Here is a 14,160-nt window from a genome sequence, read left to right as displayed (position 1 = left end):
GATCAAGATGCATCTATCGGCAGACGGCGCCGTAGCTAACTTTCAATGGAGGAAAAGCAAGAGGCATGGCATCAGATGGGATATGTCATATTAGCGTCACATGATTGTCATCTGACAGTAAAGACATTTGCCTAGCAGGCTGGCACAGTGATGGGGGTTATTCGACGTCATGCGGGTGCCATTTGGCGATAGCATAAAAGGGGCGCGTCGCTTCGCTTGGAGCGGGGCAGGGTCGGCGCGTGGGTTCGACTGGCTTGCGCTGTTCGAACGGGCGTTGCTCGTCCTGCTGGCGTTGCAACTGGTGCGACTGGTTTGGGCGATCGTCGTGCCGGTCGGCAGCTTTGGCCCCTGGGAAGGGCGGCAGGCGCAAATCCTCTCCCCAAGCGCGCGACAGGCGCTGTTCGCCAGCTTCGATCCCTTTTTCCGCACTGGCGCCCCGCAACAGGCGGGCGATGGTGTCGTCACCTCGCTCGCGCTGACTCTCTATGGCGTGCGGGTTAATGAGGGGTCGGGACTTGGATCGGCCATCATCGCCGCACCCGACGGCGTACAGAACAGCTTCGCCATTGGCGACGAAATCATGCCGGGCGTGGTCCTGAAGGCCGTGACGTTCGACCATGTGACGATCGACCGGGGGGGGGCGGCAGAACAGATTTTCATCGATCAATCGACCCCCGCACCCGAAGCAGCGCCCGCCCCGACGCAGGGCGCAGGCTGGCAGAGCGCCGCCCCGCCGCCACCCGCCGCGCCCGGCGCAGGCCCGACCGTGGAAGGTCTGAAGCGCGACATCGGCTTTGCCCCGCGAATGCAGAATGGCCGCGTCACCGGCGTCGCCGTCATGGCCAAGGGGCCGACCTTCGCGGGCGCAGGCTTTCGCCCCGGCGACATCATCAGCCAGATCAACGGTCAGCCGATCGGATCGGCCGGCGACCTTCAGGCTCTCCAGAACCAGATCGCGCCCGGCGCGCGCCTTTCCCTCACCGTGGAGCGCGGCGCCGCCGTGGCATCGGTCAACATCATAGTGCAAGGCCAATGACCCGCAAATTCCTCCTCTCTGCCGCTACGGCGCTCGCTCTGGCCGCACCGATCGCAACGCCGTCGATGGCGCAACAGACGCTCAACGTCCGCGACGCCGACATCCGCGCCTTCATTCAGGATGCAGCGCGGGTGACCGGGCGCACCTTCATCATTGACAACAAGGTGCAGGGGAAGGTGTCGGTCGTGACCGACCGGCCGCTGTCGCGATCCGAATATTTCGAGATCGTTCTGTCCACCCTGCGCGCCAATGGACTGGTCGCGGTGCCGGCGCCCGGCGGCGCCTATCGCATCCAGCCGGCCGATGGCGCGGCGGGCCAGCCCAGCGCCGTGGGCCGCGGAGCCAACCGCAACAGCTTCGTGACGGAGGTGTTCCGCCTGCGCTCCATCGACGCGGCGAGCGCGCTGGAGACGCTGCGCCCGCTGGTCAGCAAGGAAGGCTCCGTCACCGCCAACCGTGCGGGCAACAGCGTGGTGGTGGCCGACTATGCCGATAATATATCGCGCATCCGCCAGGTGATCGCCCGCATCGACCGCGACACGTCCGCGACGCAGATGGTGATGCTGAAAAATGCCGGCGCGCGCGAAATCGCGACCTCGCTCCAGGCGCTGGTGGCGACGGGCGGAGGCGAGAATGCCGCGCCATCGGCCGCGACCGTGGTGCCGATCGACAGCAGCAATGCCGTGGCCATCCGGGGCGACGCCAATACCGTCACAAGGCTCGCCGCCATGGCGCGCCAGCTGGACCAGCAGGCGGCCAGCGGCACCGAAATCCGCGTGTATTGGCTGGAACATGCCGATGCGGAAAAATTGCTGCCGGTGTTGCAGCAACTGGTCGGCCAGTCGACCAGCCAGCCGGTCACGGCCTCTACCCCAGCGGCCAGCAGCGCGGCCCCCGCATCTCAGGCGGCGGCGCCGGTCGCGGCGGCATCCTCGTCGTCATCGTCCAGCGGCGGCGGCATCTCCACCCGCGGCCCGGCGATCGTCACCCGTTACGAAGGCGCAAACGCGATCATCGTGGCCGCCAACAGCGACGTGCAACGAATGTTGGGCGAAACCATCCGCCAGGTCGACACCCGTCGCGAACAGGTGCTGGTGGAGGCGATCATCGTGGAGATCAGCGATGCGGCGGCCAAGAAGCTGGGCGTGCAATTTCTGCTCGGCAGCACGTCGACCGGCTTTGCCGCGAGCAACTATTCCAACGCTTCGCCCAATTTGCTAACGCTGGCAGGCGCTTATGGGGCGACGCAACTGGGCACGACGACGACGACCGTGGTGGCGGCTGATGGCACGCGCACTACGACGGAGGTGCAAAATAGCGGCGACCTGGCCAGCAGCTTGCAGGAAGCGGCGATCAGCAGCCTGACCAGCGCAACCGGCGCGATTGCGGGGCTGGGCGGCAGCATCGGCAAGAACGGCATTTTCGGCGCTATCATCAATGCGGTCAAATCCGACACCGAAAGCAACCTGCTTTCCACACCGTCCGTGATGACGCTGGACAACCAGAAGGCGTCTATCCTGGTCGGGCAGCAAGTGCCGGTAACGACGGGCGAAGCGCTGAGCCAGAATTTCGACAATCAGTTCCGCACCGTCCAGCGTCAGGATGTCGGCATCAAGCTGGAGGTGAAGCCGCAGATCAACACCGGCGGCGCGATCAAGCTGTTCCTGAAGCAGGAAGTGTCGAGCGTGGCCGGGCCGGTCAGCAACTCCAGCAGCGACCTCATCATCAACAAGCGCGAGATCGAGACGACCGTGACCGTCGATGACGGCGAGATACTGGCGCTGGGCGGCCTGCTGGACGATAATGAGCGCAAGACGATCGAACGCATCCCGCTGCTGTCCGATATTCCGGGGTTGGGCGAATTGTTCAAATCGCGCAGCAAGAGCCGGACCAAGACCAATTTGATGGTCTTCATCCGGCCGACCATCCTGCGGTCGAAGGAGGATGCGCAGCGGCTGACGCAGCAGCGTTACGGTTATGTCCGCAACATGCAGTTGCAGCGCAATCCCGACGTCGAACCAACGATCGACGAACTGGTGCGCGACTATATGGGCGCGACCCCGCCGGTCGCCGCCGCGCAGCCGGGTGATGCGGTTGTGGAGCCGGTGGCGGGCGCGCAGGTCATCGAACCCACCGTCCGCCAGTCGAGCGGCGTGGTGCGGCCGGTCGAAATACCGGCAAGCGGAGGGCGCAAGTGAGCGAACAGACGCACACCGATATCAGCCCGCTCGCGCAGCCGCCGCGCCCCATCGACATACCTTATGTCTTCGCGCGCAAGCATGGCGTGGTCATGCTGCCGATCGAGGGTGAGCGGCTGACCATCGCGGTGCGCGAAGGCAGCGATCCGCGCATATTGCTCGAAGTGCGGCGGCATCTGGCGCGCAGCTTCGACGTCATCTTCGTCGAACCGGCCGAGTTCGACCGGCATTTGTCCAACCATTATGCGATGGAAGGCAGCGCGGCGGCCATGGCCGGATCGCTGGAAGTGGGCGCCGACGAGCTGGACATATTGGCCGCCGACATCCCGACCGCCGACGACCTGCTTGACAGCGCCGATGATGCGCCCGCCATCCGCCTGATTAACGGTATCATCGCCGAAGCGGCGCGGCAGGGCGTGTCGGACATCCATATCGAGCCTTATGAAACCGGCCTGATCGTGCGGATGCGCGTGGACGGCGTGTTGCGTGAGACGCTGCGGATGCCGCCGCATGTCGCCCCGGTGGTGGTCAGCCGGATCAAGGTGATGGCGCGGCTCGACATTGCCGAGCGGCGCGTGCCGCAGGACGGGCGTATCGGCCTGACGCTGGGCGGCAAGCTGCTCGACGTGCGCGTCTCCACCCTGCCCAGCCGGGCAGGCGAGCGGGTCGTGCTGCGTATTCTGGACAAGGAAAATGCCGGGATCACGCTCGACCTGCTGGGCATGAACGGCGTGCCGGACCGCATCTTCCGCGAAGGATTGAGCGAACCCAACGGCATCATCCTGGTCACCGGGCCGACCGGGTCGGGCAAGACGACGACGCTTTATGCCGGCTTGCGCCAGCTCAACGACGGATCGCGCAATATCCTGACCGTCGAAGACCCGGTCGAATATGCGATGGAGGGCGTGGGCCAGACCCAGGTGAACGCCAAGGTCGGCCTGACCTTCGCGGCGGGCCTGCGCGCGATCCTGCGGCAAGATCCCGACGTCGTCATGGTCGGCGAAATCCGCGACCGGGAAACGGCGGAAATCGCCGTGCAGGCGTCGCTGACGGGGCACCTCGTCCTGTCGACCGTCCATACCAATGACGCGGTGGGCGCAATCACCCGGATGCGCGACATGCGGGTCGAGCCGTTCCTGCTCGCCTCCACCTTGCGCGCGGTCATCGCCCAGCGGCTAGTGCGGCGGCTGTGCCAGCATTGCCGCGAGCCGGTGCAGGCGGATAAATCGGCCAGCGCGCTACTAGGTTTCGACCCCGGTACGATCATCTATCGGGCGAAGGGCTGCGACGAATGCGGCGGCAGCGGTTATAAGGGCCGCATCGGCGTGTTCGAGGCGATCCGGGTGGACGACACCATCCGTCGCCTGATCAACGACGGCGGCGACGAATCGCTGATCGCGCGCCATGCCTTCCTGAATGCCCCCAATCTGGGATCGGCGGCGCGCGCGCTGGTGCGTGACGGCCAGACCACGGCGGAGGAAGCGATCCGCGTGTCGCGTCGCGACGCGATCGAGGCGGAAACCATCGCCGATGGCTGATTTCGACTATAGCGCGATCGACCCGGCGGGCCGGGAGCGCAGCGGCAGCATCAAGGCCGGAACGATCGAGGATGCGCGCGCCAAGCTGGACGCGCGCAAGATGTTCATCGTGCGGATCGAGCCGGGCGCAGTGGAAACGGCGCGCAAGCGGGCGAACCTGTCGCTGCGCAGCCCGCGCCTCAGCCCCAAGGAACTGACGCTGTTCACGCGCCAGTTGGCGACGCTGACGCAGGTCAGCCCGCTGGAGGAATCGCTGCGCACCATCGGTCGTCAGAGCGAGCAGGACCATGTCCGCGCCATCGTGGGCAAGGTCCATGGCGGGGTGATGGAAGGGCGGCGGCTGGCCGATGCGCTGGGCGCGGAGCCGAAAAGCTTCCCGCCGCTGTATCGCGCGATGATCTCCGCGGGTGAAAGTTCCGGCAGCCTGCCCACCATCATGGAGCGGCTGTCGGACCTGATGGAGCGGCAGGCGGTGATGCGGTCCAAGGTGCTGACCGCCATTGCCTACCCCAGCGTGCTGGCCATCTTCGCCGTGTTCGTGGTCGCTGCGCTGATGATCTTCGTTGTGCCCAAGGTGGTCGAACAGTTCGATACGGTGGGGCAGGAATTGCCGCTGCTGACCCGGATCGTGATGGCCATTTCCGCTTTCCTGGCCGCTTATTGGTGGCTGTTGCTCATCCTCATGCTGCTGGCGGGCGTCGGTTTCTGGCGCGCGATGAAGAATGACGGCTTTCGCTATCGCTTCGACGCTATGATGCTGGGATTGCCCGTGTTGGGCAAGCTGATCCGCGATCTGCACGCCGCGCGCATGGCGCGGACGCTGTCCACTATGGTCGCCAGCCGACTGCCGCTGATGGAGGGGCTGACGCTGACCGCCAACACGGTCCATAATCGCGTGCTGCGCAAGGCGTCGGACGAGATTGTCGAGGCGATCCGCGGCGGCGGCAGCCTGTCCGCGGCGCTGCGCCGGGCGGGTGTGTTTCCCCCGCTGCTGGTCTATCTGGCGGCGAGCGGCGAGAGCGCCGGGCGGCTGGACACCATGCTGGAGCGGGCCGCCGATTATCTGGAACGCGAATTCGACGCCTTCACATCAACCGCGCTTGCTATGCTGGAGCCGATTATCATCATACTGATGGGGGGCATCGTCGCCGTCATCATCCTGTCCATCCTGCTGCCGATCCTGCAGCTGCAAAGCCTCACCGGGGCTTGAAGGAGTTGAATATGTTCAATCTAAAATCCGTTCGGGCTGAGCTTGTCGAAGCCCTCTCTGGCTTCAAAGCAAAAGAAAAGCCCTTCGACAAGCTCAGGGCGAACGGAGACGAGACGTCCGGTGAAGCCGGCTTCACGCTGGTCGAACTGATGGTCGTCATCGTCATCATCGGCCTGCTGGCGACGATCGTGGCGATCAATGTCATCCCTGCGACCGATACGGCTCGCGTCGAAAAGGCGAAGGCCGACATCGCCACCATCGAACAGGCGCTGGAGCAATATCGGCTCGATAACCTGACCTACCCGGCGGGATCGGACGGGTTGCAAGCCTTGCTCACCCCCCCCGCCTCGCTGGCGCAGCCGCAGCGCTATCGCCGCGGCGGCTATATCAAGAAGCTGCCCGACGATCCGTGGGGCCGCGCCTATGTCTACACCGTGCCGGGCCGCAAGGGCGCGTTCGACATCAGTTCGCTGGGCGCGGATGGCCAGCCGGGCGGCGAGAGCGAAAATGCGGACATCTATTCCAGCGAACTCTGAAGAGAGCGGTTTCACCCTGCTGGAGCTGATGGTCGTGCTGACGATCATCGGCTTCATTTCGGCGGCCGTCGTGCTCGCCATCCCCGATCCGCGCGGGCGCGTGATCGAGGATGCCGACCGCTTTGCCGCGCGCGTTGCCGCCGCGCGCGACGAAGCGGTCGTCACTGCGCGTCCGATGGGCCTGTGGGTGTCGGCATCCGGCTATGGTTTCCAGCGCCGCGAGGCGGGGCAATGGGTGGGCATTGAGGACAAGCCCTTCGTCACCGCCAACTGGAAAGGCGGCACCCGCGCCCTGGTCGGCAAGGATGGCCGCCAGCAGATCGCCTTCGACGGCACCGGCCTGCCGACCGATCCTTTGACTGTCACCCTGGCGCGCGAAGGCGAGCGGGTGTCGGTGATGGTCGACATGGCGGGGAAGGTTCTGGTCGGTGGGTGATGGAAGACATAATGACGAGGGCTTTACGCTCCTCGAAATGCTGGTCGCGCTGGCGGTGTTCAGCCTGGCCGCGCTGGCGCTGGTGCGGTTGCAGGGCGTGACGCTGCGCACCGCCGCCGATCTCGACAGCAAGGCGCTGGGCCAGATCGTCGCGCGCAACCTGATGGTTGACGTGCAGACCGATCCGATTCCGCCTTCGGTGGGCGAGGAGGCTGGCGACGTCGACAATGGCGGGCGGCGCTGGCACTGGAGCCGGACCGTCAAGCCGACCGACGACGCGCGGCTGTTGCAGGTCGATCTGACCGTCGATGGCCAGCCGGGCGCGTCGCCGGTGGTGCTCAGCTTCGTGCGGACGGTCGAGTGATGGCGCGCTTCCAACCCCCGTTCGAGCGTGAGGACGGCTTCACGCTTTCCGGGCGTTCCGCCGAACAGGGCTTCACGCTTTCCGGGCGTTCCGCCGAACACGGCTTCACGCTGATCGAGCTGCTCGTCGCCCTGATGATTTTTGCCCTGCTGGCGGGGGCGGGTGTGCTGCTGTTGGGCAACAGCGTTTCGGCGCAGGCGCAAATCAAGGCGCGGCTGGACGATATGGCGGCCGTGCAGCGCGCGGGCGGGGCGCTGGCCGGCGACCTGGGGCAGGCGGTGCCGCGTATCACGCGGACCGAGGCCGGCACCCTGGCGCCCGCCTTCTGGGCGCATGACGAGGGCGAGAGCCAGCCGGTGATGCAGTTCGTGCGCGGCGGCTGGGACAATCTGGGCGAGTTGCCCCGGCCATCCTTGCAGAAGGTCGAATATTGGGTGCGGCAGGGGCGGCTGGAACGACGCACTTACGCCCAGCTCGACGGCGCGGCGGGCGATGATCCGGCCGCGTTGCTGGAGCATGTCGAGGCGGTATTGCTGCGTTTCCGCGATGCGGAGGGCAAGTGGCGGGAAGATTGGACCCCGACCCAGCCCGACCTGTTGCCCCGCGCGGTCGAAATGACGGTGACGCGCACAGGCGAACCGCCGGTCATGCTGCGCTTTCAGGTCGCGCCCGGTCCGGTCGAAAAGCTGGAGGTCGCACCCGGTGCCTGACCCCCGCCCAAATGAACGGGGCGCCGCGTTGCTGACCGTGCTGCTGCTGGTGGCGGTCATGGCCGTGGTCGCGGCGACCGCGCTGGAGCGGGTCGCGCTCGCGACGCGGATGACCGGCAATGGCGGCGCGGTCGATCAGGGGCGCGCCTATGCCGATGCCGCGACCGAGATAGCGCGGCTGCGCATCGCCGACCTGACCGCTTCCAACCCGGCGAAGATCACGCTGGCGGGCGGATGGATGGGCACGCCGCAAAACATCCCGGTGCCCGGCGGCATCGCCACAGCGCGGGTGACGGATGCGGGCAATTGCTTCAACCTCAACAGCGTCGTCAATGGCGAGAATGAGGCGAACCTGAAAGTCCGCCCGATCGGCGTCAGCCAGTTTCAGGGCCTGTTGCAGGCGCTGGGCGTGGATGCGCGGCAGGCGCAGGGTGCCGCGGCTTCCCTGGCCGACTGGATCGACACCGACAGCGCTCCCCAGCCCGGCGGCGCGGAGGATGAGAGCTATGCGCGGATGGAGCGGCCCTATCGCGCAGCCAACCGCATGATGGTGGATGCCAGCGAATTGCGCGCAGTCGCCGGCATCAGCCCGGCAATCTATGATCTGGCCCGGCCCTGGATTTGCGCCTTGCCTGTCACCACCCTGTCGCCGATCAACATCAATACGCTGCTGCCCGACCAGGCCCCGTTGTTCGCCATGCTGATACCGGGACAATTGAGCGTCGGCCAGGCGCGGCAACTGCTGGCGCAGCGGCCAGCGGACGGCTACGGCAGCACGGTGCAATTCTGGGCCTTGCCCTCGCTCGCCGGGCTGTCGCCGATGACCGAGGTGCAGGAACAGGTGAAATTGACGACGGGATTTTTCGGAGTGGACGTGTCGGTGGATGTCGGGGGAACGCAGGTGGTGGAGCGGGCGCTGATCGACGCGCGGGAAAGCCCCGCCGTCGTGGTGCGGCGCAGCTGGGGGGCGGGGGCATGAACAGCCGCGACGCTCTGATCGTCTTCCTGGCCGAAGCGGCCGAGGCGGAGCCGCACTGGATGCGGGTGGTGGACGGCGCGCTGGTCCAGTCAGGCGTGGGCGCGAACTGGCTGGCAGCCTGCGGCATCGCCGCGCTGCCCGATCAGGCGCGGGTCATGCTGGCGCCGCCAGCCGCGCTGGTGACGTTGTATTGGACGGACTATCCCGACCTGCCGGTGCGGCAGGGGCGCGCGGCGGCACGGCTGGCGGCACTCGCCGGTGGGCTTGTCCCGTCCGACCAGTTGTTCGCTGCGACCGACGTCAATGAAGACCCCGCCCGCCCGCATATCGTCGCGGTGGCGAGCCGCGCCGATATGCAGCACTGGCTGCTTTGGGCGCAACATCATGGGCTGGACCCGGACATCATCGTGCCGGCCCCTTTGCTGCTGCCGGAGCCGGAGAGCGGTTTCACCCGCGGCCTGATCGCGGGCGAGGCGGTATTGCGCGGCATCGACATGGCGCTCACCGGCGATATGGCGTTGCCGGCACTGATCGCCGACGCGCCGATCATCGACGTGTCGCCGGGGTTGATCGAAGGGCGGGCGATCGCCGCTCTGGACGCGCCGCCGCTCGATCTGCGGCAGGGTGATTTCGCCAAGCGCGTCCGCCGCGCGCTGGACCGTCGCATGATCGGCCGCATCGCGCTGTGGAGCGGGCTGATCCTGTTCGTGAGCCTCGCCATCGCCCTGATCGGCATCGCCAAGCAGCATATGGAAGCGAGCCGGCTGGACCGCGAAAGCCTGGCGCTGGCGCAGCAGGTGACGCCCGGTGCCACCGACGCGGTGCAGGCGCTGACGGAAATGGAGGGCAAGCTCGCCGCGCGGGGCGCGGGCGGACGCGCCTTCACCGCGCCAGTGGCCGGATTGCTGGCGGCCATGCAGGATGCGCCGGGCGTCGCCCTGACCAGCCTATCGCGCGATCCCGACGGCATGGTCCGCGCGACCCTGGCCGCGGCCAAGGCAGACGACATCAACATCGTGCTGCTGGCGTTGCAGGCGGCCGGTTTCACGATCACGGCGACCCCGTCCCAGGAACCGGGCGGGCGGACGCTGGCAGATATCACGGTGCGGTCATGATGGAAGGATTAGGCGCATATTGGTCGGAACGATCGCCCCGCGAACAATGGATGCTGGGCGTCATGTTCGCGCTGTTGGCGGTCGTGATCCTGTGGTTTGGCATCGCCATGCCGCTGGACCGGGCGCAACGCAGCGCGCGCGATACGCTCAATGAAGCGACCGATCGCAACGCGGCGGTGCGCGCTGCGGTGAAGCAGCTCAAGGCGTTGCCACGCAACGCCGCCGCCACGGGGCCGGTCACCCCGGTCGATCAGTTTGTCGGCCAGAGCGCGGGCGAGGCCGGGCTGACGCTGGAACGGGCGCAGGCGCAGGGCGGCGACCGGATCGACATCGCCATAGCATCGGTGCGTCCAGTCGCGCTCTTTTCCTGGCTCGCCGCGCTGGAGGCGCAGGGGGTCCGGGTAGAAACGATGACCGCGCGGCCATCGCCCACCGTGGGCAGCGTCTCGGTGCAGGCCGTGCTGGTGCGGGGAGACGGACAATGATGGGCCTGTCCCTGTCTCGCCGGATGCGGATCATCCTGCTGATAATGCTGGCGTTGGGCTTGCTGCTGTTCCTGCCGATGCGGGTCGCGCTGGGCCTGGCCGGGCTGGAGCGGCTGGGCGTCGCCGCACGGGAAGTGCGCGGCACGGTATGGAGCGGGCGGATCGACCAGTTGATGCTGGGCAATATGCCGCTCGGCAGCGTGCGTGCCGGACTGTCGCCGGTTTCCCTGCTTGCGGGTCGGGCGCGATTCGACATTGGCCGGACAAAGGGGCTGGCGGATGATGTCCAGGGCGCCTTGACGGTCGGCTTCGGCCGGATCGGCGTGGATGACGTCACCGGCGCGGTGCCGCTCGGCCGCACTTTCGCGCCGCTGCCGGTCGGCAGCCTGATGCTGGAGGATGTCAGCGCCTATTATGCGGGCGATCGCTGCGGCCATGCCAAAGGGCGCGTGCGCGCGCGCATGGCGGGGCAATTCCCCGGCCTCAATCTGACGCAGGGGCTGTCGGGCGTCGTCGTTTGTGATGGCGACGCGCTGCTGCTGCCGCTGGTCAGCCAGTCGGGCATGGAGAAGATCAGCCTGCGCATCTGGCGATCGGGCCGCTATACGGCCGAAATGCGGATCGAAACCGCCGACCCGGCGCTGGCCGCGACTTTGGGCCAGGCCGGTTTCGCGGGCGTGGGCAACGCTCAGCTGCTCAAGGTCGAAGGGACCCTGTGATTCAGCCGGTCACGGCGCTGGCCGGCGCGCTGGTCGGCGCGATCCTGGGCAGTTTCCTCGCCACGCTGATCCTGCGCTGGCCGCAGGGGCGCGGCGTGGCGCGCGGGCGATCGGCCTGCGACGGCTGCAGCCGGACGCTGGCGGCGCGCGACCTGATCCCTCTGTTCAGCGCGATGGTCCAGCGCGGCCGCTGTCGCACCTGTGGCGCCCGCATCGATCCGCTGCATGGGCGGGTGGAGGCGGGATGCGCGATCATCGGCGCGCTGGCGATCGGCGGGATGCCGGACATAGGCGGGATCGGCTGGGCGCTGCTCGGCTGGACGCTACTGACGCTGGCGATCCTCGACTGGCGGCATTTCTGGTTGCCTGACGCGCTGACGCTGCCCTTGGCGTTCCTTGGCCTCACCATCGGTCTGTGGGCCACCGACGTCATCCTGATCGACCGTATCACTGGCGCGGTGATCGGCTATGGCGCATTACTGGCCATATCGCTGGGCTATCGCGCATTGCGGGGGCGTGATGGGCTGGGGCTGGGCGACGCCAAGCTGCTGGGCGCGCTGGGCGCCTGGTTCGGCTGGCAGGCGCTGCCTTTCATCCTGCTGATCGCATCGATGCTGGGGCTGGCGGTGATGCTGGTCAGCGGACGGGCGAAAAGCCGCACCGCGCGCGTGCCTTTTGGCGCCTTTCTGGCGCTGGCGGCGCTGCCCGCGTGGATCATCGTCCTGCGCATATTTTAAGTGAGTGGTCGGGGAGACAGGATTCGAACCTGCGACATCCTGCTCCCAAAGCAGGCGCGCTACCAGACTGCGCTACTCCCCGACGAGCGGCGGCCTTAGCGGGGGAATGCGCGTCCCGTCAATCGCCATCGCCCCGTCAGTGGAAGAAAAGCCACAAAAGCAGAATGATGGGAATTGGCACGCCCAGCAGCCACAACAATATGCCCTTGCCCATGTCGATCTCTCCCTTGTCGTCGGCCATAAAAGCGGCGGAGAGCCATGGATGTTCCGTCAGGCGCTCGTTCCAGATCGCATCGGCACAAACAAAAAGGGCGGACCATTAAGGCCCGCCCTTCGAGAATCTCGCAAATGCGAAGATTACATCGCGTTCGCAGCGTTCACAGCGTTAGCGGCGTTTTCAGCCACATTCGCGGCGTTCATGGCGTTGTCCGAAGCGTTCATCGCGTTCTCAACAACGTTTTCGACGACGGCGTTCGAAGCGTTCGCGGTCTCGTTGGCCGGCTTCTCACCGCAAGCGGCGAGGGCCATCAGGCTGGCCGAAGCGAAAACAGCAGCGATCTTCTTCATTGTGTACGGCTCCCATAGCATTTTGCCGCGTCAGGCACTTTACATGTGACCCTACGCGAGCGACCCGCATTAACGTGTGCGATGCACAAATCAATGCTTTTCTGCGCCGGTGAAACGAAGGAATCACGCGACAGAGCGTTGTCTACTATAAAAGTTCAGTTAACGCCCATGGATTCTGTTGCATTGGCGATGGCCTCCAGCGTCAGCGCCCAGGCTGCGACATTCTGCTGCAACTGAACCGGATCGACCTTGTCCAGCGTATCGTCGGGCGTGTGGTGCAGGTCGAAATAGCGCGTACCGTCCTGTTGCAGGTCGATAACCGGCGCCCCAGCCTTTACCAGCGGTGCGATATCGGCCCCGCCGCCCGCCTCCTGCCCGCTGGCCCCCACGCCCAGCGGCGCGAGTGCGGCGGCTATCCGCCTGACCAGCGCTTCATGCCCTTGCGGCAATTTGAAATCCACGCGCCACACCCGGTCCGCGCCGAAATCCGATTCGATGGCGAGGGCGTGTTTTTCGGTCCCGTGCGCCTTGAAATAGGCGCGGGCGCCATCGCCGCCGACTTCTTCGGCGCCCGCCATCAGGACGCGGATGGTTCGCCGGGGCTGGCCCGCCTTTGCCACCTGCAAGGCGGATGCCGCCGCGATGCCGCATCCGGTGGCGTCATCTATCGCGCCGGTTCCCTGGTCCCAACTGTCGAGGTGACAAGCGGCCACGACGACCCCGGCTGCCGGATCGCTGCCGGGGATTTCGGCGATGACATTGCCCGATGGCTGGTCCTTCAACATTTTGGACGTCAGCGTCAGATGCACCTTCACCGGCTGGCCGCGCGCGATCACGCGGGCGAGCTGTTCGGCGTCCGGCACGGTCAGCGCGGCGGCCGGGATCGGCGTCACGCCGTCGGCCCACATCTGCACGCCGGTATGCGGCACACGATGATGATCGGTGCCGATCGACCGAATCAGTATGGCGATCGCGCCCTTTTTCGATGCGATGCTTGGTCCCTGCCGCCGCGCTGCGCCGAAATAGCCGTAGGAGGAGCCGTCCTGCGTCGCTTCCATTCCGTGGCTGACGAAGGCGATCTTTCCCTTCACCCTGGCGGCGGGCGCAGCTTCCAGATCGGCGATGGTGGGGAAATAGACGACTTCACCTTCTATCCCCTCGTCCGTGGTCGATCCGCTGTTGCCCAGCGCGGCCAGCACCAGATTTTGCGGAAAGGGGAAGAGGATGCGCGCCTCATCATGGCCGCGCACCCAGACGGGCATGGTATAGGCTTCGGCCCGTACGTTGGAAAAGCCCAGCGCCTTCAATTTCGCCACTGCCCAATCGCGCGCGCGCGCTTCCTGTGGCGTGCCGGCGGGGCGGGGACCGACTTCGGTCGTCAGCCCTTCGGCAAAGGCGAAGGCGACATCGTCCTTCAGCGCCGCATCGCGAATCGCGGCGCTGTCCGCCGGGGCGGCGTGGGACAGGGCGGGGGTGAAGATGCTGCCAAGGAGGAGGGCGGCGAGCGTGCCCGATCGGATTTTCTGCATG

At 66.5% G+C, this 14,160-nt stretch carries 15 protein-coding genes and 1 tRNA gene; 13 read left to right on the top strand and 3 right to left on the bottom strand.

The window, feature by feature from the left end:
• Positions 1–169: 169 nt before the first annotated feature.
• Genes V473_RS07570 through V473_RS07510 form a run of 13 tightly spaced genes read left to right on the top strand, consistent with a single transcriptional unit; the run spans position 170 to position 12,063 of the window.
• Positions 170–1,036 (top strand): type II secretion system protein N, encoded by an 867-nt coding sequence (locus tag V473_RS07570; RefSeq protein WP_066602177.1) that lies wholly within the window; start codon positions 170–172, stop codon positions 1,034–1,036.
• A complete protein-coding gene (gspD, locus tag V473_RS07565) occupies positions 1,033–3,234 on the top strand; it encodes a type II secretion system secretin GspD (RefSeq protein ID WP_066602175.1) in 2,202 nt (733 codons plus the stop codon). The genes V473_RS07570 and gspD overlap by 4 nt, the downstream gene beginning before the upstream one ends.
• Entirely contained in the window at positions 3,231–4,772 is a 1,542-nt protein-coding gene (gspE, locus tag V473_RS07560; protein ID WP_066602174.1) for a type II secretion system ATPase GspE, read from the top strand. The genes gspD and gspE overlap by 4 nt, the downstream gene beginning before the upstream one ends.
• Positions 4,765–5,982, top strand: coding sequence for a type II secretion system inner membrane protein GspF (gene gspF, locus V473_RS07555; protein ID WP_066602172.1), 1,218 nt, complete (start codon positions 4,765–4,767; stop codon positions 5,980–5,982). Before gspE ends, gspF begins: the two co-directional genes overlap by 8 nt.
• A gap of 11 nt (positions 5,983–5,993) precedes the next feature.
• Positions 5,994–6,518 carry a type II secretion system major pseudopilin GspG gene (gspG, locus tag V473_RS07550; RefSeq protein ID WP_066602170.1) on the top strand — a complete coding sequence of 175 codons (525 nt, stop codon included), beginning with the start codon at positions 5,994–5,996 and terminating at the stop codon, positions 6,516–6,518.
• A complete protein-coding gene (locus tag V473_RS07545; RefSeq protein ID WP_066602168.1) occupies positions 6,490–6,954 on the top strand; it encodes a GspH/FimT family pseudopilin in 465 nt (154 codons plus the stop codon). Before gspG ends, V473_RS07545 begins: the two co-directional genes overlap by 29 nt.
• Positions 6,947–7,318, top strand: coding sequence for a type II secretion system minor pseudopilin GspI (gene gspI / locus V473_RS07540; protein ID WP_082679006.1), 372 nt, complete (start codon positions 6,947–6,949; stop codon positions 7,316–7,318). Before V473_RS07545 ends, gspI begins: the two co-directional genes overlap by 8 nt.
• Positions 7,318–8,028 (top strand): type II secretion system minor pseudopilin GspJ, encoded by a 711-nt coding sequence (gene gspJ, locus V473_RS07535; protein ID WP_082679005.1) that lies wholly within the window; start codon positions 7,318–7,320, stop codon positions 8,026–8,028. The genes gspI and gspJ overlap by 1 nt, the downstream gene beginning before the upstream one ends.
• Positions 8,021–9,007 carry a type II secretion system minor pseudopilin GspK gene (gspK, locus tag V473_RS07530; protein ID WP_066602163.1) on the top strand — a complete coding sequence of 329 codons (987 nt, stop codon included), beginning with the start codon at positions 8,021–8,023 and terminating at the stop codon, positions 9,005–9,007. Before gspJ ends, gspK begins: the two co-directional genes overlap by 8 nt.
• Entirely contained in the window at positions 9,004–10,122 is a 1,119-nt protein-coding gene (gene gspL, locus V473_RS07525) for a type II secretion system protein GspL (protein ID WP_066602161.1), read from the top strand. Before gspK ends, gspL begins: the two co-directional genes overlap by 4 nt.
• Positions 10,119–10,607 carry a type II secretion system protein GspM gene (gene gspM / locus V473_RS07520; RefSeq protein ID WP_066602154.1) on the top strand — a complete coding sequence of 163 codons (489 nt, stop codon included), beginning with the start codon at positions 10,119–10,121 and terminating at the stop codon, positions 10,605–10,607. The genes gspL and gspM overlap by 4 nt, the downstream gene beginning before the upstream one ends.
• The gene (gene gspN / locus V473_RS07515) at positions 10,604–11,326 is read left to right on the top strand and encodes a type II secretion system protein N (RefSeq protein ID WP_066602152.1); all 723 of its coding nucleotides are present in this window, start codon (positions 10,604–10,606) and stop codon (positions 11,324–11,326) included. Before gspM ends, gspN begins: the two co-directional genes overlap by 4 nt.
• A complete protein-coding gene (locus V473_RS07510; RefSeq protein ID WP_066602150.1) occupies positions 11,323–12,063 on the top strand; it encodes a prepilin peptidase in 741 nt (246 codons plus the stop codon). The genes gspN and V473_RS07510 overlap by 4 nt, the downstream gene beginning before the upstream one ends.
• A 5-nt stretch (positions 12,064–12,068) precedes the next feature.
• Here the strand turns inward: V473_RS07510 and V473_RS07505 are convergent.
• From V473_RS07505 to V473_RS07495, 3 genes are all read right to left on the bottom strand, one after another.
• A tRNA-Pro gene (locus tag V473_RS07505) sits at positions 12,069–12,145 on the bottom strand.
• A 275-nt stretch (positions 12,146–12,420) separates the two neighbouring features.
• The gene (locus V473_RS07500; protein ID WP_066605281.1) at positions 12,421–12,630 is read right to left on the bottom strand and encodes a hypothetical protein; all 210 of its coding nucleotides are present in this window, start codon (positions 12,628–12,630) and stop codon (positions 12,421–12,423) included.
• A gap of 155 nt (positions 12,631–12,785) precedes the next feature.
• Positions 12,786–14,159: a M28 family peptidase gene (locus V473_RS07495; RefSeq protein ID WP_066602145.1), complete on the bottom strand. Its 1,374-nt coding sequence runs from the start codon at positions 14,157–14,159 to the stop codon at positions 12,786–12,788.
• Between the last annotated feature and the right edge of the window lies 1 nt (position 14,160).

The organism is Sphingobium cupriresistens LL01, assembly GCF_001046645.1.
In the GTDB taxonomy this organism is placed as follows: domain Bacteria; phylum Pseudomonadota; class Alphaproteobacteria; order Sphingomonadales; family Sphingomonadaceae; genus Sphingobium; species Sphingobium cupriresistens.
Note: the sequence above shows the minus strand (reverse complement) of the source record. Positions and strands in the feature narration are given on the sequence as shown.

Excerpts from the sequence above, each read along its gene's own strand:
- gspL (WP_066602161.1), top strand. The coding sequence starts at position 9,004 with ATGAACAGCCGCGACGCTCTGATCGTCTTCCTGGCCGAAGCGGCCGAG.
- V473_RS07570 (WP_066602177.1), top strand. The coding sequence starts at position 170 with ATGCGGGTGCCATTTGGCGATAGCATAAAAGGGGCGCGTCGCTTCGCT.
- V473_RS07545 (WP_066602168.1), top strand. The coding sequence starts at position 6,490 with ATGCGGACATCTATTCCAGCGAACTCTGAAGAGAGCGGTTTCACCCTG.
- gspG (WP_066602170.1), top strand. The coding sequence starts at position 5,994 with ATGTTCAATCTAAAATCCGTTCGGGCTGAGCTTGTCGAAGCCCTCTCT.
- gspD (WP_066602175.1), top strand. The coding sequence starts at position 1,033 with ATGACCCGCAAATTCCTCCTCTCTGCCGCTACGGCGCTCGCTCTGGCC.
- V473_RS07500 (WP_066605281.1), bottom strand. The coding sequence starts at position 12,630 with ATGAAGAAGATCGCTGCTGTTTTCGCTTCGGCCAGCCTGATGGCCCTC.
- gspJ (WP_082679005.1), top strand. The coding sequence starts at position 7,318 with ATGGCGCGCTTCCAACCCCCGTTCGAGCGTGAGGACGGCTTCACGCTT.
- gspM (WP_066602154.1), top strand. The coding sequence starts at position 10,119 with ATGATGGAAGGATTAGGCGCATATTGGTCGGAACGATCGCCCCGCGAA.
- gspN (WP_066602152.1), top strand. The coding sequence starts at position 10,604 with ATGATGGGCCTGTCCCTGTCTCGCCGGATGCGGATCATCCTGCTGATA.
- gspF (WP_066602172.1), top strand. The coding sequence starts at position 4,765 with ATGGCTGATTTCGACTATAGCGCGATCGACCCGGCGGGCCGGGAGCGC.
- V473_RS07495 (WP_066602145.1), bottom strand. The coding sequence starts at position 14,159 with ATGCAGAAAATCCGATCGGGCACGCTCGCCGCCCTCCTCCTTGGCAGC.